25 protein-coding genes are annotated in these 20,663 nt (G+C 68.5%); 9 read left to right on the top strand and 16 right to left on the bottom strand.

Features of this window, described 5'->3' with window-relative positions; genetic code table 11:
• Positions 1 to 11 precede the first annotated feature (11 nt).
• The 15 genes from LMJ29_RS14050 to rsxA form a co-directional block, all read right to left on the bottom strand.
• Positions 12 to 254 (bottom strand): hypothetical protein, encoded by a 243-nt coding sequence (locus tag LMJ29_RS14050; protein ID WP_229606134.1) that lies wholly within the window; start codon positions 252 to 254, stop codon positions 12 to 14.
• A 28-nt stretch (positions 255 to 282) separates the two neighbouring features.
• Positions 283 to 999 (bottom strand): DUF2726 domain-containing protein, encoded by a 717-nt coding sequence (locus tag LMJ29_RS14045; protein ID WP_229606133.1) that lies wholly within the window; start codon positions 997 to 999, stop codon positions 283 to 285.
• Positions 1,000 to 1,165: 166 nt separating this feature from the next.
• Complete coding sequence (locus tag LMJ29_RS14040) at positions 1,166 to 1,738, bottom strand: MerR family transcriptional regulator (RefSeq protein WP_229606132.1); 573 nt, start codon at positions 1,736 to 1,738, stop codon at positions 1,166 to 1,168.
• On the bottom strand, positions 1,735 to 2,151 hold the full coding sequence (locus LMJ29_RS14035; protein ID WP_229606131.1) for a hypothetical protein: 417 nt from the start codon (positions 2,149 to 2,151) through the stop codon (positions 1,735 to 1,737). The genes LMJ29_RS14040 and LMJ29_RS14035 overlap by 4 nt, the downstream gene beginning before the upstream one ends.
• A 204-nt stretch (positions 2,152 to 2,355) precedes the next feature.
• Complete coding sequence (locus LMJ29_RS14030) at positions 2,356 to 3,072, bottom strand: dinitrogenase iron-molybdenum cofactor biosynthesis protein (RefSeq protein WP_229606130.1); 717 nt, start codon at positions 3,070 to 3,072, stop codon at positions 2,356 to 2,358.
• A gap of 121 nt (positions 3,073 to 3,193) precedes the next feature.
• Positions 3,194 to 3,919 carry a dinitrogenase iron-molybdenum cofactor biosynthesis protein gene (locus LMJ29_RS14025; RefSeq protein ID WP_229606129.1) on the bottom strand — a complete coding sequence of 242 codons (726 nt, stop codon included), beginning with the start codon at positions 3,917 to 3,919 and terminating at the stop codon, positions 3,194 to 3,196.
• Between the two features lie 74 nt (positions 3,920 to 3,993).
• The gene (locus LMJ29_RS14020) at positions 3,994 to 4,392 is read right to left on the bottom strand and encodes a NifB/NifX family molybdenum-iron cluster-binding protein (protein ID WP_229606128.1); all 399 of its coding nucleotides are present in this window, start codon (positions 4,390 to 4,392) and stop codon (positions 3,994 to 3,996) included.
• Entirely contained in the window at positions 4,393 to 5,115 is a 723-nt protein-coding gene (locus LMJ29_RS14015) for a dinitrogenase iron-molybdenum cofactor biosynthesis protein (RefSeq protein WP_229606127.1), read from the bottom strand.
• A gap of 23 nt (positions 5,116 to 5,138) precedes the next feature.
• The gene (locus LMJ29_RS14010; protein WP_229606126.1) at positions 5,139 to 5,402 is read right to left on the bottom strand and encodes an RnfH family protein; all 264 of its coding nucleotides are present in this window, start codon (positions 5,400 to 5,402) and stop codon (positions 5,139 to 5,141) included.
• A 22-nt stretch (positions 5,403 to 5,424) separates the two neighbouring features.
• Positions 5,425 to 6,141 (bottom strand): electron transport complex subunit E, encoded by a 717-nt coding sequence (locus tag LMJ29_RS14005; RefSeq protein ID WP_229606125.1) that lies wholly within the window; start codon positions 6,139 to 6,141, stop codon positions 5,425 to 5,427.
• Positions 6,138 to 6,848: an electron transport complex subunit RsxG gene (gene rsxG, locus LMJ29_RS14000; RefSeq protein WP_229606124.1), complete on the bottom strand. Its 711-nt coding sequence runs from the start codon at positions 6,846 to 6,848 to the stop codon at positions 6,138 to 6,140. The genes LMJ29_RS14005 and rsxG overlap by 4 nt, the downstream gene beginning before the upstream one ends.
• A 2-nt stretch (positions 6,849 to 6,850) precedes the next feature.
• Complete coding sequence (locus tag LMJ29_RS13995) at positions 6,851 to 7,942, bottom strand: RnfABCDGE type electron transport complex subunit D (RefSeq protein ID WP_229606123.1); 1,092 nt, start codon at positions 7,940 to 7,942, stop codon at positions 6,851 to 6,853.
• Positions 7,939 to 9,417: an electron transport complex subunit RsxC gene (gene rsxC, locus LMJ29_RS13990; protein ID WP_229606122.1), complete on the bottom strand. Its 1,479-nt coding sequence runs from the start codon at positions 9,415 to 9,417 to the stop codon at positions 7,939 to 7,941. The genes LMJ29_RS13995 and rsxC overlap by 4 nt, the downstream gene beginning before the upstream one ends.
• A 20-nt stretch (positions 9,418 to 9,437) precedes the next feature.
• Positions 9,438 to 9,962 carry an RnfABCDGE type electron transport complex subunit B gene (locus tag LMJ29_RS13985; protein WP_229606121.1) on the bottom strand — a complete coding sequence of 175 codons (525 nt, stop codon included), beginning with the start codon at positions 9,960 to 9,962 and terminating at the stop codon, positions 9,438 to 9,440.
• Positions 9,963 to 9,997: 35 nt separating this feature from the next.
• Positions 9,998 to 10,570, bottom strand: coding sequence for an electron transport complex subunit RsxA (gene rsxA / locus LMJ29_RS13980; RefSeq protein WP_229606120.1), 573 nt, complete (start codon positions 10,568 to 10,570; stop codon positions 9,998 to 10,000).
• 453 nt (positions 10,571 to 11,023) lie between these two features.
• On the opposite strand from rsxA, the gene nifL reads away from it, so the two are divergent.
• The 8 genes from nifL (at position 11,024) to grxD (ending at position 18,031) form a co-directional block, all read left to right on the top strand.
• Positions 11,024 to 12,589, top strand: coding sequence for a nitrogen fixation negative regulator NifL (gene nifL, locus LMJ29_RS13975; protein ID WP_229606119.1), 1,566 nt, complete (start codon positions 11,024 to 11,026; stop codon positions 12,587 to 12,589).
• Between the two features lie 18 nt (positions 12,590 to 12,607).
• On the top strand, positions 12,608 to 14,173 hold the full coding sequence (nifA, locus tag LMJ29_RS13970) for a nif-specific transcriptional activator NifA (protein ID WP_229606118.1): 1,566 nt from the start codon (positions 12,608 to 12,610) through the stop codon (positions 14,171 to 14,173).
• 304 nt (positions 14,174 to 14,477) lie between these two features.
• Positions 14,478 to 15,992 (top strand): nitrogenase cofactor biosynthesis protein NifB, encoded by a 1,515-nt coding sequence (nifB, locus tag LMJ29_RS13965; RefSeq protein WP_229606117.1) that lies wholly within the window; start codon positions 14,478 to 14,480, stop codon positions 15,990 to 15,992.
• Positions 15,993 to 16,023: 31 nt separating this feature from the next.
• Positions 16,024 to 16,302, top strand: a complete 279-nt coding sequence (locus LMJ29_RS13960) for a 4Fe-4S binding protein (protein ID WP_229606116.1) — start codon at positions 16,024 to 16,026, stop codon at positions 16,300 to 16,302.
• 11 nt (positions 16,303 to 16,313) lie between these two features.
• A complete protein-coding gene (locus tag LMJ29_RS13955) occupies positions 16,314 to 16,751 on the top strand; it encodes an ArsC/Spx/MgsR family protein (protein ID WP_229606115.1) in 438 nt (145 codons plus the stop codon).
• A gap of 2 nt (positions 16,752 to 16,753) precedes the next feature.
• Entirely contained in the window at positions 16,754 to 17,338 is a 585-nt protein-coding gene (locus LMJ29_RS13950) for a nitrogen fixation protein NifQ (RefSeq protein ID WP_229606114.1), read from the top strand.
• Positions 17,335 to 17,691, top strand: a complete 357-nt coding sequence (locus LMJ29_RS13945) for a rhodanese-like domain-containing protein (RefSeq protein ID WP_229606113.1) — start codon at positions 17,335 to 17,337, stop codon at positions 17,689 to 17,691. Before LMJ29_RS13950 ends, LMJ29_RS13945 begins: the two co-directional genes overlap by 4 nt.
• A 16-nt stretch (positions 17,692 to 17,707) precedes the next feature.
• On the top strand, positions 17,708 to 18,031 hold the full coding sequence (grxD, locus tag LMJ29_RS13940) for a Grx4 family monothiol glutaredoxin (RefSeq protein ID WP_319942224.1): 324 nt from the start codon (positions 17,708 to 17,710) through the stop codon (positions 18,029 to 18,031).
• Positions 18,032 to 18,110: 79 nt separating this feature from the next.
• Here the strand turns inward: grxD and LMJ29_RS13935 are convergent, their stop codons facing one another.
• The gene (locus tag LMJ29_RS13935; protein WP_229606111.1) at positions 18,111 to 18,353 is read right to left on the bottom strand and encodes a glutaredoxin family protein; all 243 of its coding nucleotides are present in this window, start codon (positions 18,351 to 18,353) and stop codon (positions 18,111 to 18,113) included.
• Between the two features lie 146 nt (positions 18,354 to 18,499).
• Between LMJ29_RS13935 and LMJ29_RS13930 the strand changes: the two genes are divergently transcribed.
• The gene (locus tag LMJ29_RS13930) at positions 18,500 to 20,458 is read left to right on the top strand and encodes a monovalent cation:proton antiporter family protein (RefSeq protein ID WP_229606110.1); all 1,959 of its coding nucleotides are present in this window, start codon (positions 18,500 to 18,502) and stop codon (positions 20,456 to 20,458) included.
• Positions 20,459 to 20,663: the final 205 nt, after the last annotated feature.

Genomic DNA, 20,663 nt, shown 5'->3' with positions numbered 1-20,663 from the left:
AGGACAGCGCGTCAGGCGGCGAACTGGCCGAGGGCGGCCATCATCGCCAGTACGGCTACGGCGCCGCCGACGCACTGGACATAGATTTCCTCACGGTGCCCGCTGCGCCAGCCGTGGCGGGGATATTTGCCCAGGCTGAACAGCTTCACCCACGGCCAGCCGAGCCAGTAGCAGAGGGTGCCGAGGATCAGCTCGCCGACAAATTCGGCGATAAGGCGGGCAGCGAATGCCAGCAGTGCCGATAGCAAGTCCATTGCTTGCCAACTCCCCTACATGCCGCGCTCACTGGCTCAACGGGATATAGCCCTTGCAGGAAGGGAAACGGGAGCAACCCCACAAGCGCTTGCCCGCATGAGCGCCACTCTTGACCGTGCGCAGCAGTGTAGACCCGCCACACTTCGGACAAGCGGGCACCTTCTCCTGCGCGTCGGCTGCAGGCGGTAATTGCGCAGTCGCCCGCACGCGCTCCATGTCGCTGGATTTCGACGCCGGCCCCGGCTTGATGACCGCCACCTGCTCGATGGCGTCCCGGACATCCTGAATGCTGTAACCAGCCTTCGCTACAAACCTGGCCAGCGGCAAGCCGGCTGCGCGACATGCCTCCTCAAGGAAACTATCCCTCGCCCTCCGACGTTCCTGTTGATGGGAGGCGTCATCCAGCTCAATGGCGCAGACGATCTCAAGAGATTCCTTCTCGCACAGCACAAAATCGGCATGCTTGCGATTGATACGATTCAGGGCAATAGCGCGGGCGGACCTGTTGGTGCCCGTTTTCACCGCAAGTAGATCGCCCAGTCGCACCTGGGCATACACTCGATATCGCCCTTCCAGCGCTTGCTCAAGAACGCCCAGAAATGAGCGCTCCGCAGGGGTGAGCAAAGAGTCTTTTTTCAAATAAGGAAGCGGCTGGCCGGCGATGCCTCTGGATGCCCTCTTCGTAGCGAGCATTATCGCTACAAGTACGGTCAATACCACGACCGCAATCAGTAACCACGTCATCTCATTCCTCCATGAATACACGGCATCCGTGTTCTCGACATTAATCTACTGGATCGCTACCCGGCATCGGCCGAGGCATGCCAGTCACCTATGATGGGCAACTCGCGCAGCGATTATCCACCGCCGGGGGCGGGAGTTGGTGGACAAGGCTGCGCCGTTGTCCAGCCTAGTTGTCAGTCTTGTCTCGCGACCAGCAGCGAATTCTTGCCACCTCCGCCGGATCGAGGCCAAGCAACTTCAGGAAGTTCGCATGCTGGTCGGGGTCTTCACGCTCGAACTCAATGTGCCACAGGTGCATTGCCTCTTCGTTGAAGCCTGCGCGCCGCAACAACTCAACCCACGCCTCCTTGTCCCAATGTTGCCGACCGTTGCGGACGTCGGGAGCCGCGAGCAGACGTGCGAGATCGCGCTGCTGCTTGCGGATACGCTCCACTTCCTGGCTGAGACCGAGCAGACGCTTCTCCAGTAACGCCATAGGCCCGGTGCCTCCACGCGAGACTGATTCATCGGACGGCGAAAGGATGCTGCGGATGTCGGCTAACGCCAGACCCGACTCGCGCAGACGACGGATAGTGAGCAGGCGATCCAGCTCGGACTGCCCATAGAGGCGGTAGCCAGCCGGGCTACGTCCGTGGGGAGCCAACAACCCGATGGACTCGTAATACAGGATCGAGGAGCGCGCCAGCCCGACGCGTTTGGCGAGCTGACCAAGCGTGAGCTTGCTGCGGGATTGGCTCATAACGGCAGGGGCTGGCGGTCCGGTGCCGTGAAGCGCTCCCGTGCCGCCTCCGAGTACAAGGTTTCGTCACTATAGTGGCGCGCCAGGACGCGGCGCGCGCCACCGACCAGATCGGCGTTGGCGGCAAGAAAATCCGGCCAGGCGAGTGCCCTGTTGCTGGCGCCGCCATGCGCCATCAGACGCACCAGTGCCTCGGAAAGGGTCCGGTTGTACTTTCCCGGGACACCCAGACGAGTCGCCAGCCGGGCGATAGCGTGGCAGGTTTCCACCACCGCCTCCTCCAGCGGACGACGCTGGAGCAGCAGCCAGGCTGCTCGCATGTGGCCGAGGTGATCAAAGCCGGCTGGCGGTATGCTGGAGTCCAGAAAGGCCGCAAGAAACTGGTCGTCAGACATTGATTTCGGACCGGTCATGATCTGCTCCTGTGGAATGGGAGCGCCAAGCTTCGACCCTACTATAGTCGTCAGGTCAAGCCGTGATGAGCCAAAGCAACGCCGGGTGACGTAGGGTGGAGTCCATATAGGGCAACTCGCGCAGCGATTGCCCACCGGGGCGCAGGACACAGGTGGACAAGGCTGCGCCGTTGTCCACCCTACTCGCCCGCCCCTCCAGCCTCGTCAGGCCACCGCCTCCCCCTCCCACTCGAAGCGCACCCGCTCCTCCGCTCCCTTGCCCAGCAGCTTGGCCAGCCACGGTGGCGGCGAGCCTGCCATGACCTGCTGCAGCTCGCCGAGGACCTCCTCGGCGCGGCCGCCCTTGGGCTTCTTCAGCGGGTGGATGCCGGCGCGCACCACCTTGGCGGCGGCCGGGCCGCCGATGGAGACCACGCAGAGCACCTGGCAGTCGTCGATCAGCCCGGCGCGGAAGGCGTTGCGGTCCTCGGCCCGGTCGGCATCCAGGGTCGAGCGCACGTCGACCAGCACCCGTTCGCCGGCGCTGACCTGGTAGACCAGAAAGCGCAGGCAGGTGCCGAAGTGGCCGTCGAGCTGGGCGCCGTTGTTGGAGGCGACGGCGACGCGGATCGCGCCGGCCGGCATCTCGCCGAGCGCCACCGGCTGCGGCAGGTCGTCGGCGGTGGTCTCGCCCCAGAGGATGCGCACCGCCTCCTTGAGCGCGCCCATGGGTGTGTCGAGCAGGTCGACGTCCTCCTCGGAGCCGGCCAGGCCGATCTTCAGGTCGGTGACCGTCAGGCCCTGCAGGCTGCTCTCGGTGAGCGGGCCGTCGATGCGCTGGTGGAGGATTTCCAGCAACTGGCCGACGCCGGTCTCGGGCAGCGCGCGGGCGGCGAGCGCGACGCGCAGGGCGGTTGCGCGGCTCAGGGTGGGGCTGTTCATCGGGAGTCTCCTTGGCGAGTCCGGGATGTCCGGGGATCGGGCGGCCCGGCAAGGCCGGGCACCCACTGGCACGCAAGGCAGACGTGTGCCCCGCCCTCCGCGCGGGAGGGCGAGGCGGCGCTCAAGCCACTTCGTCGGTGGTCTCGTAGCGCAGGCGGCGCTCGCCGCCGCGGCCGAGCAGCTTGGCCAGCCATGGCGGCGGGGCGCTGGCCATCACCGCCTGCAGCTCGTCGAGGATGGCGTCGGCGCTGCCGCCCTCGATCCTGAGGATTGGGTAGATGCCCGAGCGCACCACCTTGGAGGCCGCCGGGCCGCCGATGGTGACCGCGTAGAGCACCTGGCAGTCGCGGATCAGGTCGCGGCGATAGCCGTTGCGATCCTCGGCCTGGTCCGCGCCGTCGGTCGCGCGCACGTCGACCAGCACCCGCGCGCTGGCGCTCACCTGGTAGACCAGGAAGCGCTGGCAGGAGCCGAAGTGGCCGTCGAGGTTGGCGTCGCTGTTGGAGGCGATGGCCACGCGGATCGACTTCTCCTCCGCGGACTGCAGCTCGGCCAGATCCTGTGTCTGCGGCAGGGTGCCCGGTTCGACCTCGCCCCAGAGGATGCGCACCGCCTCCTTGAGCGCCGCCATCGGCGTGTCGACCAGGTCGACGTCGTCCTCGCCGCCGGCCAGGCCGATCTTCAGGTCGATGACCGTGACCCGGCGCAGGGTCTGTTCGGTGAGCGGCGCGTCGACGCGCTCCTGGAGGATCTCCAGCAGCTTGCGCAGCGGAACATCGGGCAGCGCGCGGGCGGCAAGGGCGATGCGCAGCGCGGCCTCGCGGCTCAGGTTCACGGGACTGTCCATCGACTGCCTCCTGGCCGGCCGCTCGCGTGCGGCCGGTTCGCTGATGATGCTGGGGAAGGCCGGGCGGCCGACGCTCAGGCCACCTGGTGGCCCTCGCCGCCGCAGCTGTGCTCGTCGTGCGGCGCGCCGGGCGGCAGGTCGTCGGCGAGGTACGCCTTGACCGCCCGCGCCGGGTCGCTTTCGCCGGTGGTGAGCAGGCTCACCCCGCGCTCGCCGAGACGGCGGATCACCCCGTCGCCGGCGCTGCCGGCGATGGCTACGTCTACCGCGTGCAGCGGATGGCGCTCGGGCCACGCGCAGACGTGCCACTCGTGCAGGCAGGCGTGCTCGGCCAGTTCGAGGCTGTAGGCCTCCTCGGCCGCCTCGCCCGGCCAGACGTCGAACACCCGCCAGCGATGGGCGCGCCCGGCGTGGCCGGCCACCCGCCCCTCGCGGTCGATGGCCACGGCGATCAGTCGTCGGTTCTCACTCACTCAAGCCACCTCGTCGGATCGGGAAAAACGTACGCGCTCCTCGGCGGCGACGCCCAGATGCTTGGCCAGCCACGGCGGCGGCGAGCCGGCCATCACCGCCTGCAGTTCGGCGAGGATGTCCTGGGCCTGGCCGCCCTCGAGCTTCTTCATCGGGTAGATGTCGGCGCGCACCACCTTGGCCGCCGCCGGACCGCCCACCGATACCACGTAGAGCACCTGGCAGTCGCGGATCAGGTCGACGCGGAAGCCGTTCTTGTCCTCGGCAAAGTCGGCCTCGAGGGCCGAGCGCACGTCGACCAGCGCCTTCTCGTCGGCGCTGACCTGGTAGATCAGAAAGCGCAGGCAGGAGCCGAAGTGGCCGTCAAGGTTCTCGCCGGTGTTGGAGGCGATGGCCACGCGGATCGAGCGCTCCGGGATACGTTCCAGCACCACCGGCTGCGGCAGGTCGTCGGCGGCCAGCTCGCCCCAGAGGATGCGCACCGCCTCCTTGATCGCCGGCAGGCCGATGCTGATGTCCTCGCCGTCCTCCTCGCCGTCGGCGCTGGCGAAGCCGGTCTTGAGGTTGGTCACGGTGATGGTCTGCAGGCTTTCCTCGGTCAGGGGGCCCGGAATGCTCTGCTGCAGCATGTCCAGCAGGCGGGCGACGCCGATGCCGGGCAGCACGCGGGCGGCCAGCGCGATGCGCAGGGCGGTCTCGCGACTCAGGTTCATGGGGGTATTCATCGGCGCTCTCCTCGGCGAGCTAATCAATCGTCATCGTCGTCATCGTCGTCGTCGAGCACCCGGGTGATGCGCTGGTAGATCTCCACGCGATCACCGTCCTTGAGCGGACTGTCCAGCTTGACGAACTTGCCGAACACGCCGACCTTCTGCTGCTTCAGGTCGATCTCCGGGCGGTAGCGCAACAGCCCCGACTGTTCGATGGCCTGCTCCACGCTGCTGCCCTCGGCGACCTGGCAGATCAGCAGCAGCGGCTGGGGAGCCACGGCGTACACCACAGCAACTTTCATGCGACTCACTCCTGTGCCGGACTCATTGCAGGACGATCAGCTCGCCGTGGGACTGGATCCGTCGCTCGGCGCGGCGGCGGTCGAGCACGCGCTTGCCGGCCAGCAGGAAGCCCAGGACGATGAACGCCCCCGGCGGCAGGATGGCCAGCAGGATGCCCTGGAAGCCGGGCAGCACGGTGATCTCCAGCCAGGCGAAGTGCGGGCCGAGCAGGGACGAGGCCTGGGCGAACAGCGTGCCGCTGCCGAGGATCTCGCGGATGCCGCCGATCAGCACCAGCACCCAGGTGAAGCCGATGCCCATGCCAGCGCCGTCGAGCATCGAGGGGATCACCGGATGCTTGAGGCTGAACGACTCGGCGCGACCGAGCACCGCGCAGTTGGTGACGATCAGCGCGATGAACAGGCCGAGCACCTTGTACAGCTCGTGCATCCAGGCGTTCATCGCCATGTCGATCAGGGTCACCACGCCGGCGATCAGGCCGATCATCACCGGGTTGCGCACCTCGGGGGAGATGGTGTGGCGCAGCGCCGAGATCAGCGCGTTGGTCAGCACCAGCACCAGCGTGGTGGCCAGGCCCATGCCCAGGCCGTTGGTGGCGGTGGTGGTCACCGCCAGGGTCGGGCAGAGCGCGAGCATCTGCACCAGGGCGACGTTGTAGTCCCACAGCGCGCTGGTGAAGTACTTCCACGGACTGGCCGACGGCGGGGCGCTGGCGGGAACTCCGCAACTGCTGCTCATGGTTGTGCCTCCTGTTGTTTCGCGCTCAGCCGTTCGGCCTGGCGCACCTGGAATTGCAGGGCCTGCAGCACGCTCTTGACCACCGCACGCGGGGTGATGGTGGCGCCGGCGAACTGGTCGAACTGGCCGCCGTCCTTCTTCACCTTCCATTTGGGCAGCGGCGTGTTGGCCAGCGACAGGCCGTCGAAGGCCTTGATCCAGTCGCTGCGCGACACCTCGATCTTGTCGGCCAGGCCCGGGGTTTCCTTGTGGCCGAGCACCCGCACGCCGAGGATGCGGCCTTCGGCATCGAGGGCGATCAGATGCAGGATTGGTCCGCCGTAGCCGATGTTGCTGACCTGGAAGGCCACCGCGGTGAGGCGGCCATCCTTGCGCGCCGGATACACCTCGACCTCGCCCAGCTCGCTGTCCTGCACCTTGAAGGCGTCCTGCAGCGGGTTGTTGTCGTACAGCGCCGCCGGCAGCACCTGGCGCAGCACGGCCAGGCGGTCCTCGAGCTGCTGGGCCTCGATCTGGCCCTTGGTCAGCTGGTCGCCGACCAGCAGGATCAGGGCGACCAGGGCGCACACCGCGCCCAGCGACAGGCCCTGGTAGGCGATCTGCGACCGCCAGCGTTCGAGCAGGCCAGGCGCCGCGGCGCCCGCCTCGTCCGGGGCCGCCTTATTCGGGGCCGCCTCATCTGGGGAAGTGAGACTGGTCTCGCTCATGCTTAGCCCTCCTGCTTGACCTGGCTGGTTTGCCGGCCGATGGCCAGCGGCTTGCCGCTCGAGGTGCGGCCGTAGGCGCGCGGGCGCCAGTAGCGGTCGATCAGCGGACTCAGTGCGTTCATGAACAGCACGGCGAAGGCCACCGCCTCGGGGAAGCTGCCCCAGGTGCGGATCACGTAGACCAGCACACCGCAGCCGATGCCGAAGATCAGCCGCCCGGCGCGGCTGACCGGCGAGGTCACCGGGTCGGTGGCGATGAACAGGGCACCGAGCAGCAGGCCGCCGCTGGCCAGGTGGTAGAGGCCGCCGGGATAGCGGTCGGGGTTGATCTGGTGGGCAATGGCGCCCAGGAGCACCACGCTGACCAGCATGCTGACCGGGATCTCCCAGTGGATGATGCGCCGCAGCAGCAGCCACAGGCCGCCGAGCAGGAGCAGCAGCTCGGAGGTCTCGCCGAGGCTGCCTGCGGTGCTGCCGAGCAGCGCCGGAATCAGCTGGAAGTTGCCGGCGAGGATCTGCTCGGCGGTATGGCCCAGGGTCAGCTCGGTCTTCAGCCCGCCGAGGGCGGTGGCGCCGGTCGTGCCGTCGGGGATCGCGCCGCCGAAGGTGATGGCAAGACCTTCGACGAAGCCGGGCGCGGCGGCCGAGCCGAGCGCGTGCGGCAGCGCCCAGGTGGTCATCTGCAGCGGGAAGGCGATCAGCAGGGCGACGCGGGCGAGCATCGCCGGGTTGAACAGGTTCTGGCCGATGCCGCCGTAGATCTGCTTGCCGATGCCGATGGCGAACACGCTGCCGCCGACGCCGATCCACCAGGGCGCCCACGGCGGCAGCGACAGCGCGAGCAGCCAGCCGGTGAGCAGCGCCGAGCCGTCGAGCAGGCGCCGCTGCGGCTGGCCGAGCCAGCGCAGGCACAGCGCCTCGGTGAGCACCGCGCTGGCGCAGGTCAGCAGCCACAGGTTGATCGCCGGCCAGCCGAACAGGTAGAGGCCGAACAGGGTGGCCGGCAGCAGCGCCAGGCACACCTGCAGCATGATGCGGTTGACCGACGAGCGGTCGTGGGCGAACGGCCCGGATACGAGACCCATGGTGCTCATGACTCCACCTCGTTGCTCGGTGCGGCCACCGGCTTGGCGGCTTTCGCCTTGGCCGCCTTGGCGGCCTTGGCGGCGGCCTTGGCAGCCTCCTCCTCGGCCAGGCGCGTGGCGCGCGCCTCGGTCAGCTGCTTGATGTGATCGGCCTTGCGCGCGCCCTGGCGGCGCTCGTCCTGCTGGCCCATGGCGTACTGGAAGTACTGCACCAGGGGGATGTGCGAGGGGCACACGTAGGAGCAGCAGCCGCACAGGATGCAGTCGCGCAGGCCGTACTCGTGGGCGCCGTCGAGGTCGTCGACCCGCGCGCGGGCGGCCATCTCCAGGGGCAGCAGGCCCATCGGGCAGGCGTCCACGCAGCTGGCGCAGCGGATGCACGGCGAAGCCTCGTCGGCGCGCAGCTCGTTGGGGGCAAGGGCGAGCAGGCCGGTGGCGCCCTTGATCACCGGCGCCTGCAGCGACGGCAGGTTGACGCCCATCATCGGCCCGCCGAGCAGCACGCCGGCGGGCTCGCGGCTGAAGCCGCCGCAGGCGTCGAACAGCGCTTGGGCCGGGGTGCCGATCAGCACCTCGAGGTTGCGCGGATTGCTCACGCAGCCGCCGGCCACGGTCACCACCCGCGAGATCAGCGGCCGGCCATGGCGCAGCGCCTGCTGGATGGCGTACACGGTGCCGACGTTGTGCACCAGCGCGCCGACCGAGGTGCTGCGCGCCTCGGCCGGCACCTCGCGGCCGGTGACCGCCTGGATCAGCTGCTTGGCCGAGCCCATCGGATAGAGCGCCGGCACCGCCTCGACCTCGATGGCGCCGTAGGGCTCGCTGGCCGCGCGCATGGCGGCGATCGCCTCGGGCTTGTTGTCCTCGATGCCGATCACCACCCGGTAGGCGCGCAGGATGTGCTGGATCAGCCGGGCGCCGTCGACGATGGCCTCGGCGCGCTCGCGCATGATGCGGTCGTCGCAGGTCAGGAACGGCTCGCACTCGCTGCCGTTGACCAGCACGGTCTTGATCTCGTGCCTGGTGCCCTGCTTGAGCTTGACCGCGGCCGGGAAGATCGCCCCGCCCATGCCGACGATGCCGGCCTGGGCGACCCGCTCGGCGAGCACCAGCGGGCTCTCCTCGAAGGGGTTGCCCGGCACGTCCAGCTCGATCCAGCGATCCTCGCCGTCGGTGTCGATGACGATGCCGTTGACCGTCAGGCCCGACGGGTGCGGGGCGAGGATCGGGCCGATCTCGACGACGGTCCCGGAGCTCGGCGCATGGATCGGCGCCGACATCTCCGAGGGCGAGCTGGCGATCAGCTGGCCCTTGAGCACCCGGTCGCCGACCTTGACCAGCGGCAGGGCCTCGGCGCCGGCGTGCTGGCGCAGCGGCAGGTACAGGCGCGGCGGCAGCGGCACGCTGCCGATGGTCAGCGCCGAGGAGCGGTCCTTGTGGGCGTCCGGGTGGACGCCACCGCGGATGCGGGCGAGATTGAACATGCGAAGGCTCCGTGGGGAATTCAGGCGGCCTGGGGCTTGGCCCAGCGCCAGGTGTCCAGGGTCGGCCCCTGCGCGGCGAGCGAGATGCAGTCTTCGGGGCAGGCGTCCTGGCACTTGGCGCAGCCGGTGCAGGCGCTCTGCATCACCACGTGGATCTGCCCGCTGGCGCCGACGATGGCGTCGGTCGGACAGGCGCGGTAGCAGCGCGTGCAGCCGGTGCACTGCGCGCTGTCGATGCTGGCCATCTGCGGCGCGCTCATCTGCCCGGCGTCGAGGGTCACGCCGAGCAGCGCGGCGAGCTTCTCGGCCAGCGCCACGCCGCCGGGCGGGCAGCAGGTCACCGATGCGTTGCCCTCGACCAGCGCCGCCGCGGCGCCGGCGCAACCGGGGAAGCCGCACTGGCCGCACTGGCTGCCGGGCATCAGCGCCTCGACCTCCTTGAGCAGCGGGTTGTCGTCGGTGACCGCGAACTTGCGCGCCGCCACCCCCAGTCCGCCGCCCAGCAGCAGGCCCATGGTGGCCAGGGCCAGGGTTGCCATCAGCATGTCGCTCTCCTCGCCGGCGTCAGCCGGTCAGTCCTTCAGATCAAACCGCCGAAGCCCATGAACGCCAGCGCCAGCAGGCCGGCGGTGACGAAGGCGATCGGCGGACCGGAAAACGCCGCCGGCACGTTGGCGAGCTGCAGGCGCTCGCGCAGGCCGGCGAAGATGATCATGATCAGGGTGAAGCCGAGCGCCGAACCGAAGCCGAACAGGCCGGCCTGGACCAGGCTGTGGCCCTCGCGCACGCTGATCAGCGGCACGCCGAGCACGGCGCAGTTGGTGGTGATCAGCGGCAGGTAGATGCCCAGCGCCCGGTACAGCGAGGGACTGACCTTGCGGATGATCATCTCGATCAGCTGCACCATCGCCGCGATCACCACGATGTAGGCGAGGATGCGCAGGAAGCCGATGCCCAGCGGCAGCAGCACGTAGTGTTCGAGCAGCCAGCTGCTGACGCCGCCGAGGGTCATCACCAGGGTGGTCGCCACGCCCATGCCGATCGACGGATCGAGCTTGCTGGACACGCCCATGAACGGACACAGGCCCAGGAAGCGCACCAGCACCACGTTGTTGACCAGCACGGTGCTGATCAGAAAAAGCACGTATTCCATAGCGAGCCACCCACCCGGTCGAACCTTGCGATGCACCCTTGTCGGGCACTGACTGTTGCCAGGTGTTTCTGCAGCAAGCGTGCCATGGCCCCGCAGGGCTGCGCGCAGGCCCCGCACGGCCCGTAAAACTTGATCCAGATCAAGGGAAGTGCAGACAAACCGGGGCACCCGGCGACCCCGGCGCAAGGATTTGTCGGCTTCGCTACAGAGCGTCTCGCCGCTCGCGCCGCCCTGCGTGGGCTTTCCTACAGAAACCGCCGGCAAAAGCCGGCCCAACGGCTCTGAAATGCGACTTTTTCCCGCCCTGATGGGGGTCGGCGGCGGTTATGGCGGCGGCACAGTGTTTGCAAAAAAGCCCCTACCTGCGGTGCGTATATAGAAGTCGGCCTCCGGGCGGCCCGTCGCAGGCGATCTACCTGTCCGCTGGTTCTCCCGAATGACGAGGCATAGCGCATGACCCAGGGCAAACCGACCCGCAGCAACGAGACGTCGCCGGCCATCGCCAGCATCGATGCCGAGGAGTTGCTCCCCGAGGCGTTCCGGCAGATGGCCGAGCACGCGCCCATCGCCATCTCCATCACCGATCTCAAGGCCAACATCCTCTACGCCAACCGTGCCTTCAGCACCACCACCGGCTATACGCTGGCCGAGGTGATCGGCAAGAACGAATCCATGCTGTCCAACGGCACCACCCCGCGGCTGGTCTACCAGGCGCTGTGGAGCCGCCTGGCGCAGCACAAGCCGTGGTCCGGCGTGCTGGTCAACCGGCGCAAGGACGGCAGCCTGTACCTGGCCGAGCTGACCGTCGCCCCGGTGTTCGACGAGGACGGCGACGTCGTCTACTACCTGGGCATGCACCGCGACAGCAGCGACCTACACGAGCTGGAGCAGCGGGTCAGCAACCAGCGCCTGATGATCGAGGCGGTGGTCAACGCCGCGCCGGCGGCGATGGTGGTGCTCGACCACGACAACCGCGTGGTGCTGTCCAACCCGAGCTTCACCCGCCTGGCCAAGGAGCTGGCGGCCGACGGCTCCAGCGACGGCCTGGTCGGGCTGCTGCGCGAGAACCTCGCCACTCCGTTCGCCGCCCTGGAGCGCGACGGCAGCGCCTTCTCCGGCAAGGAGATCCCCCTCGACCTGGGCGGCTACGCGCCGCGCTGGCTGTCCTGCCACGGCCGCGCCATCCATATCGAGGACGAGAGCGCCCAGGTGTTCTTCTCGCCCAGCGAGGAGCGCTACCTGCTGCTGACCATCAACGACATCTCCGAGCTGCGCCAGAAGCAGCAGGACTCGCGGCTCAACGCGCTCAAGGCGCTGATGGCCGAGGAGGAGCTGCTCGACGGCATGCGCGAGACCTTCAACGGCGCCATCCACCGCCTGCAGGGCCCGGTCAACCTGATCAGCGCCGCGCTGCGCATGCTCGAGCGCCGCCTGGGCAGCCAGGCCGACAACGATCCGGTGCTCAGCGCCATGCGCGAGGCCAGCGCCGCCGGCATGGAGGCGCTGGACAGCCTGTCCGGCGCCATGCCGGTACGCCGCGCCGAGGCGAAGATGCCGGTCAACGTCAACCAGCTGATCCGCGAGGTGGTCACCCTGTGCACCGACGACCTGCTCGCCCAGGGCATCGTCGTCGACTGGAAGCCGGCGCTGCGCCTGCCCTGGGTGATGGGCGCGGAAAGCCGCCTGCGCAGCATGATCAAGCAGCTGATCGTCAACGCCATCGAGGCAATCGCCCACAGCCAGGTCGGCCGCCGCGAGCTGTTCATCAGTACCCGGGTGGAGAACCAGCAGGTGGTGCGCATGGAAATCACCGACAGCGGCCCGGGCATCCCGGCCGATCTGGCCCTGAAGGTGTTCGAACCCTTCTTCAGTACCAAACCGCCGCACTCCGCCGGCCACGGCATGGGCCTGTCCATGGTCCAGGAAATCGTCACCGAGCACGCCGGGATGGTGCATATCGACACCGGCTACCGCCAAGGCTGCCGGGTGGTAGTCGAACTCCCCTTCACCGCCGGTTGATCCACGGAGCCCATGTCGATGAACAGCAAGCTCGCCCAGCGGCCCGCCAGCATGAGCCGGGTCGATCTCTACGACAGCCAACTGCAGGCGCTGGCCAGCATCGCGCGCACCTTGAGCCGGGTGCAGCAGATCGAGGACATCCTCGCCCAGGTGCTGGCCGTCCTGCACAACGACCTTGGCCTGCTGCACGGCCTGGTGTCGATCTCCGACGCCGAGCACAACGCCCTGCAGGTCGGTGCCATCCACAGCGACGCCGAGGCGGTGGTCAGCGCCTGCGAGAGCGTGCGCTACCGGATCGGCGAGGGGGTGATCGGCAACGTCCTCAAGCACGGCAACTCCGTGGTGCTCGGACGCATCTCCTCCGAACCGCGCTTCCTCGACCGCCTGGCCCTCTACGATCTGGAACTGCCGTTTATCGCGGTGCCGATCAAGACCCACGAGGGCACCATCATCGGCGTGCTGGCCGCCCAGCCGGAAGGCTCGGCCGACCCGCTGCTGCCCGACCGCGCGCGCTTCATGGAAATCGTCGCCAACCTGCTGGCGCAGACCGTGCGCCTGGTGGTCAACCTCGAGGACAGCCGCGAGGTGGCCAACGAGCGCGACGAACTGCGCCGCGAGGTGCGCGGCAAGTACGGCTTCGAGAACATGGTGGTCGGCCACACGCCGTCGATGCGGCGGGTGTTCGACCAGGTGCGCCGGGTCGGCAAGTGGGACAGCACGGTGCTGGTGCTCGGCGAGTCGGGCACCGGCAAGGAAGTGATCTCCAGCGCCATCCACTACAACTCGCCGCGCGCCCACCAGCCGTTCGTGCGCCTGAACTGCGCGGCGCTGCCGGAAACGCTGCTCGAGTCGGAGCTGTTCGGCCACGAGAAGGGCGCCTTCACCGGCGCGGTCAAGCAGCGCAAGGGCCGCTTCGAGCAGGCCGACGGCGGCACCCTGTTCCTCGACGAGATCGGCGAGATCTCGCCGATGTTCCAGGCCAAGCTGCTGCGCGTGCTGCAGGAAGGCGAGTTCGAGCGGGTCGGCGGCAACCAGACGGTGCGCGTCAACGTGCGCATCGTCGCCGCCACCAACCGCGACCTGGAAGCCGAGGTGGAAAAGGGCAAGTTCCGCGAGGACCTCTACTACCGCCTCAACGTCATGGCCATCCGCATCCCGCCGCTGCGCGAACGCACCGCGGACATCCCCGAGCTGGCCGAATTCCTGCTGGCCAAGATCGGCCGCCTGCAGAACCGCACGCTGTCGATCACCGACAGCGCCATCCGCCTGCTGATGAGCCACCGCTGGCCGGGCAACGTGCGCGAGCTGGAGAACTGCCTGGAGCGCTCGGCGATCATGAGCGAGGACGGCACCATCACCCGCGACGTGGTGTCGCTGAGCGGCCTCGACCATGACAGCGTGACCCTGGCGCCGCTGCCGGAGGTCAACCTGGCCGACGAGGCGCTGGACGACCGCGAGCGGGTGATCGCCGCCCTCGAGCAGGCCGGCTGGGTGCAGGCCAAGGCGGCGCGCCTGCTCGGCATGACCCCGCGGCAGATCGCCTACCGCATCCAGACCCTCAATATCCATATGCGCAAGATCTGAAGCCCGCCGTGTGCCCGCAAAGGATTGCGGGCGCCCAGGTTCCCGCCCGGGAGCCCGGTCCCTTCCCCCTCCTTCCCCGCGCTTGCCATGTCCGCTGCGGCCATCCGCGCGCCGTGCGCCCCCGCCGCGCCGCGCGTTGTCGGCTCCCCGACAAAGCCGACCCGGCGGCGGTGGGAAAAATTGTCCGTAGCCCGACAAAGACGCCCACACGAAACAATTAAATCATTAAAAAACAATAACTTACGAACAGGCACGGGTATTGCTCGGGTATCTGCGACTCCCTTCTCTTCACCGGAGACCAACCATGGAACTGAGCGTACTTGGGCAAAACGATGCGGGGCACCACAGCGCTGGCGGTTGCTCCTCTGGATCCTGCGGCAGCACCGACGACCAGCTGTCCCATCTGCCGGATCACATCCGCGAGAAGGTGCACAACCACCCCTGCTACTCCGAGGAGGCGCACCACTACTTCGCCCGCATGCACGTGGCGGTGGCGCCGGCCTGCAACATCCAGTGCCACTACTGCAACCGCAAGTACGACTGCGCCAACGAGTCGCGCCCCGGCGTGGTTTCCGAGCTGCTGCACCCCGACCAGGCGGTGAAGAAGGTCAAGGCCGTCGCCGCGACCATTCCGCAGATGACCGTGCTCGGCATCGCCGGCCCCGGCGACCCCCTGGCCAACCCGGAGCGCACCTTCGAGACCTTCCGCCAGCTCTCCGAGCAGGCCCCGGACATCAAGCTGTGCGTGTCTACCAACGGCCTGGCGCTGCCCGACTGCGTCGACGAGCTGGCCAAGCACAACATCGACCACGTGACCATCACCATCAACTGCGTGGATCCCGAGGTCGGCGCCAAGATCTATCCGTGGATCTACTGGAACAACAAGCGCATCCGCGGCGTGAAGGCCGCCAAGATCCTCATCGAGCGGCAGCAGAAGGGCCTGGAGATGCTGGTCGAGCGCGGCATCCTGGTGAAGGTCAACTCGGTGCTGATCCCCGGCGTCAACGACGAGCACCTCAAGGAAGTCAGCAGGATCGTCAAGGCCAAGGGCGCCTTCCTGCACAACGTCATGCCGCTGATCGCCGAGGCCGAGCACGGCACCTTCTACGGCGTGATGGGCCAGCGCAGCCCCGAGCCGGAAGAGCTGCAGGACCTGCAGGACGCCTGCGCCGGCGACATGAACATGATGCGCCACTGCCGCCAGTGCCGCGCCGACGCGGTCGGCCTGCTCGGCGAGGACCGCGGCGACGAGTTCACCATGGACAAGATCGAGGAGATGGACATCGACTACGAGGCCGCCATGGTCAAACGCGCGGTCATCCACGCGGCGATCAAGGAAGAGCTCGACGAGAAGGCGGCGAAGAAGGCGCGCCTGGCCGGCATGAAGGCCCCGCAGCTGGGCGACGAAGCGCTCGGCAAGGGCTACCGCCCGGTGCTGATGGCGGTGGCCACCAGCGGCGGCGGGCTGATCAACCAGCACTACGGCCATGCCACCGAGTTCCTCGTCTACGAGGCCTCGCCCAGCGGCGTGCGCTTCATCGGCCACCGCAAGGTCGAGCAGTTCTGCGTCGGCAACGACACCTGCGGCGAGAAGGAATCGGCGCTGTCCGGCGGCGTGCGCGCGCTCAAGGGCTGCGAGACGGTGCTCTGCTCGAAGATCGGCTATGAGCCGTGGGGCCTCCTGGAGGCCGCCGGCATCCAGCCCAACGGGGAGCACGCCATGGAGCCCATCGAGGAGGCGGTGATGGCGGTGTACCAGGAAATGATCGCGGCCGGTCGCCTCGATCAGGACCAGACCGCGCTGCGCGCCAACGCCTGAACGCCATGATCGCTTGAGGGAGGGGAAAACCATGGCACTGAAAATCGTCGAGTCCTGTGTGAACTGCTGGGCCTGCGTGGACGTGTGTCCGAGCGAGGCGATCTACGAGAGCAGTCCGCATTTCAAGATCAACGCCCACAAGTGCACCGAGTGCGAGGACGACTACGCCGAGAAGCAGTGCGCGAGCATCTGTCCGATCGAGGGCGCCATCCTGCTCGCCGACGGCAGCCCGGCCAACCCGCCGGGCTCGCTGACCGGCATCCCGCCGGAGCGCCTGGACGAGGCCATGCGCGAAATCCAGGCGCGCTGAGGAGAAGGCCGATGACCAGTCTGGTGTTCTACGAGAAGCCCGGCTGCGCCACCAACCGGCGGCAGAAGCAGCTGCTGCAGGAGGCCGGCTTCCAGGTGCAGGCGCGCGACCTGCTCGCCGAGCCGTGGCGGCGCGAGCAATTGTACGCCTTCCTGGCCGCCTTGCCGGTGGCCGAGTGGTTCAACCGCGCGGCGCCGGCGGTCAAGGACGGCACGGTGGACCCGCACGGACTGGACGCCGAGCAGGCCCTCGATCTGCTGCTGGCCCAGCCGCTGCTGATCCGCCGCCCGCTGATCAGCGTCGGCAGCCTGCGCCTGGCCGGCTTCGATCTGGCGGCGCTCGACGCCCTGCTGCCCACGCCGCGGCTGGGCGCAGTGCCAGCCGAGCTCGACGGCTGTGCGCGGCAGGCCCACGGCCATGCCGCCTGCCGCGCCGGCGAGGAGGCCTGATCATGCTGGCGCAGGCCCTGCCCCGTCCCCATGGCGAAGCGCCGCCGGCCCTGCGTGGTCCCAACCATGCCTGGCTGGAGCGCATCCTGCTGGCGCAGCGCCAGGGGCGCAGTTGCCTGCCCGTTCGTCTGGGCCTGGAGGATGCAGCGTACGCCGCACTGATCCAGGCCAATTTTCCGCAGCTGGCCGGCCAGTACGATAGTGCCCCCCCGCAGGTCCCGGAGCGCGGCGCGCTGCGCGCCGAGCTGCTGGAGCTGCGCCGCGACGAATGGCAGGAGCTGCGCGACCTGCTGATCAACGGCCGCGCCGACCGCGAGCCGTTCGAGGAGGCGCTGGCCTGCATCGTCGCCGCCGCCTGTCTGGGCGGCGACCACCTGTGGCGCGACCTGGGCCTGGCTTCCCGCGAACAACTGCGCGAGCTGCTGGAATACAACTTTCCGCGGCTCGCGGCCCGCAACACCCACAACATGCGCTGGAAGAAGTTTTTCTACCGGCAGCTGTGCGAACAGGACGGCGGCTACGTCTGCCGCTCGCCCAGCTGCGAACACTGCCCCACCTACCATGACTGTTTTGGAGAAGAGCGATGAGCAACTTCAAGCATATCAGCGCCGAACAGGCCGCCCGCCTGCTCGCCCGGGAAGAAACCGTCATGCTGCTGGACATGCGCGACGCGCGTGCCTACTGCCAGGGGCATGATCCGCGCGCCATCCACCTGAGCGACACCACCCTGCGCTCGCTGGTGAAGTACACGCCGCGCACGGTGCACATGATCGTCTGCGGCGACGAGGAAGGCGCCAGCGCGGAAATGGCGCAATTCTTCAGCGACTACGGCTTCGCCAACAGCTACAGCATCGACGGCGGCTACCCGGCCTGGAGCGCCCACCGCCAGCGCCAGAACGGCGCCCAGCGGGTCGCCCTGCGCCTGGCCGCGCATTCCTGAGGAGAGGGAAATGACCATGCAGGTCCTTGATACCGAAGCGCGCATCCGCAAGCAGATCGCCGAGAACCCGGTGATCCTCTACATGAAGGGCACGCCCGAGGCCCCGGAGTGCGGCTTCTCGCGCGCCGCGGTGGGGGTGATGCAGAAGACCGGCAAACCCTTCGCCTTCGTCAACGTGCTGACCGCGCCGCACATCCGCGAGAAGCTGCCGAAGATCTCGCAGTGGCCGACCTACCCGCAGCTGTTCGTCAACGGCGAGCTGGTCGGCGGCTGCGACATCGTCCTGTCGATGGACGCCGACGGCAGCCTCAAGGCGCTGCTGGACAGCGTTCCCGCCTGAGGGCCGGTTGCCGGCGCCCTGCTTCCCGCGTCACTCCCCGGGCGCGGGTGGCCGGGCGCCGCCTCGCCGCCCTCCTCGTTCAGGCCAGGCCGAGAAAGGCCGCCACCTGCGCCGCATCGAACGGCCAGCCCAGCTCGTCGCCGCTGTCCGCCCGACGCAGCAGCGGAATGCGCACGCCGTAGGCCGCGACCCACTCCTCCCGCTCGGCGATGTCCACCAGCTCGACCTGCAGGCCCAGGCCGACGAAGGGCATCAGCTGCTCCTCGGCCAGTTCGCAGAGGTGGCAACCCAGGGTTCCGAACAGTTGGCATTCAGGCAGCATGACATCGCTCATGGTGGAAACGGCGCGCGGCAGTTTAGCATGCGCGCCCCGCCGCCCAGCGCCGTCCCTCGCCAAGGCTGGACGCTGCCGCCCGGCCTTGGGCATCCTGCATCACTCTGCCGGCCCTTTCGCATGGAGCACTGCCGTTGTTCGTCAACCTGCTGATCATCCTCGCCGCCTCGCTATTGGTCATCGCGGCGTTCCGTCCCTTCAAGCTGCCGCCGCTGCTGGGCTACATGACGGTGGGGCTGGCGCTCGGCCCCGGCGGCCTGGGCTGGGTGGAACAGCATGAGGACCTGCCGCTGCTCGCCGAGTTCGGCGTGGTGTTCCTGCTGTTCAGCCTGGGCCTGGAGTTCTCCCTGCCGCGCATGCTGGCCCTGCGCAAGGTGGTGTTCGGCCTCGGCAGCCTGCAGGTGCTGGCCTGCAGCCTGCCGCTGGCGGGCCTGCTGACCCTCGCCGGTCTCAGCACGCCGGCCGCCCTGCTGATCGGCGGCGGCCTGGCGCTGTCGTCGACGGCCATCGTCACCAAGGAGTTGAGCAGCCTGGGCGAGGTGTTCAGCCCGCACGGGCAGAACGCGGTCGGCGTGCTGCTGTTCCAGGACCTGGTCGCGGTGCTGCTGCTGACCATGATTCCGGTGATCGCCGGCGGCAGCGAGCAGGCCTGGTACTGGGCGCTGCCGATCACCCTGGGCAAGGCCGCCCTGCTGTTCGCCGGCCTCCTGGTGGCCAGCCGCTGGCTGCTGCCGCGGCTGTTCCACGAGGTGGCGCAGGCCAACGCCGCCGAGCTGTTCGTCCTGCTCGCCCTGGTCATCGTCATGCTCACCGCCTGGCTGACCCACCTGCTCGGCCTGTCCATGGCGCTCGGCGCCTTCCTCGCCGGCATGCTGCTCGGCGAAAGCCACTACCGTCACCAGATCGAGGCGGACATCCGGCCGTTCCGCGACGTGTTGCTCGGCCTGTTCTTCGTCAGCGTCGGCATGTACATCAACGTCGGCCAGTTCCTCTCCGACGGCCTGCTGATCCTCGGCATGACGCTGCTCCTGCTGCTGCTCAAGGGCGGCGTGGTCACCGCGCTGGTGCGCCTGCGCGGCGGCGACGTCGAGAGCGCCTGGCGCAGCGGCCTGGCGCTGGCCCAGGGCGGCGAATTCTGCTTCGCGCTGGTCGCCCAGGCGCAGCAGGCCAACCTGCTGCCGGCCGAGATCGGCGGCCTGGTGCTGGCCGCCACCTTCTGCTCGATGGCGCTGACCCCGCTGTTGCTGCGCGCCGCGCCCCGCCTCGCCGCCCGCTTCGCCCGCCGGCCGCACGCCGAGAGCAACCTCGGCGAGATCGCCGCGGCCTGCGCCGAGCATGAGCAGCACGTGCTGATCTGCGGCTTCGGCCGGGTCGGCCAGTCGATCGGCCGCTTCCTGCGCCGCGAGGGCATCCCCTTCGTCGCCTTGGACAGCGACCCGATCCGCGTCCAGGAAGCCGCCGCCGGCGAACTCAACGTGCATTTCGGCGATGCCCGCCGCCCGGAGCTGCTCGCCGCCCTGGGGGTGGCCCGCGCGCGCCTGCTGGTGGTCGCCGCCGACAATGCCGAGAGCGCGCTGGAAACGGTCCGCCAGGCGCGCAAGTTTTCCGACACGCTGCCGATCCTGGTGCGGACCCGCGACGACAGCCATCTGGCCAGCCTGCAGGCGGCCGGCGCCACCGAGGTGGTGCCGGAGCTGCTGGAGTCCAGCCTGATGCTCGCCTCCCACGCGCTGGTCATGCTTGGCCTGCCGGAGCGCCGCGTGCAGGCGCGCATCGACGAGGTACGACGCAGCCGCTACCACCTGCTGCACGGCTTCTATCACGGTGCGACGGGCAATCTGCTGGATCAGCAGGGCCGCCCGCGCCTCCTCCTGCACGCCGTGAACCTGAGCGCCGACGCCTACGCCTGCGGCCGCAGCCTGGCCGAACTCGACCTCGCGGGCCTCGGCGTCGAGCTGCAGGCGGTGCGCCGCGACGGCGAGGAGCTGCAGGCCAGCGACAATCCGCTGCTGCGCGAAGGCGACGCCCTGCTGATCGCCGGCCCGCTGGACGTCATCGAAAGAACGGAAGCCAAGTTGCTCGCCGGACTCTGAGTCGCCTGCACAGCGCCCGCCATAATTAACTTATTAATTATGGCGGGCCTTTTTTTATTAACACTCTAACGAGTTTGCGGACTTCTGCGACCTGTCCGGCAGATTCGCGCGCGCTAAGACCAATGTATAAGCGCACCGCCACCATCCGACATGTTCTATTCACGCCGCTTTCACAATAGAGCCACATAACTGGCCGGTCGCACTC

This window comes from Pseudomonas oryzagri, assembly GCF_020831405.1.
Taxonomy (GTDB): Bacteria; Pseudomonadota; Gammaproteobacteria; order Pseudomonadales; family Pseudomonadaceae; genus Geopseudomonas; species Geopseudomonas oryzagri.
Note: the sequence above shows the minus strand (reverse complement) of the source record. Positions and strands in the feature narration are given on the sequence as shown.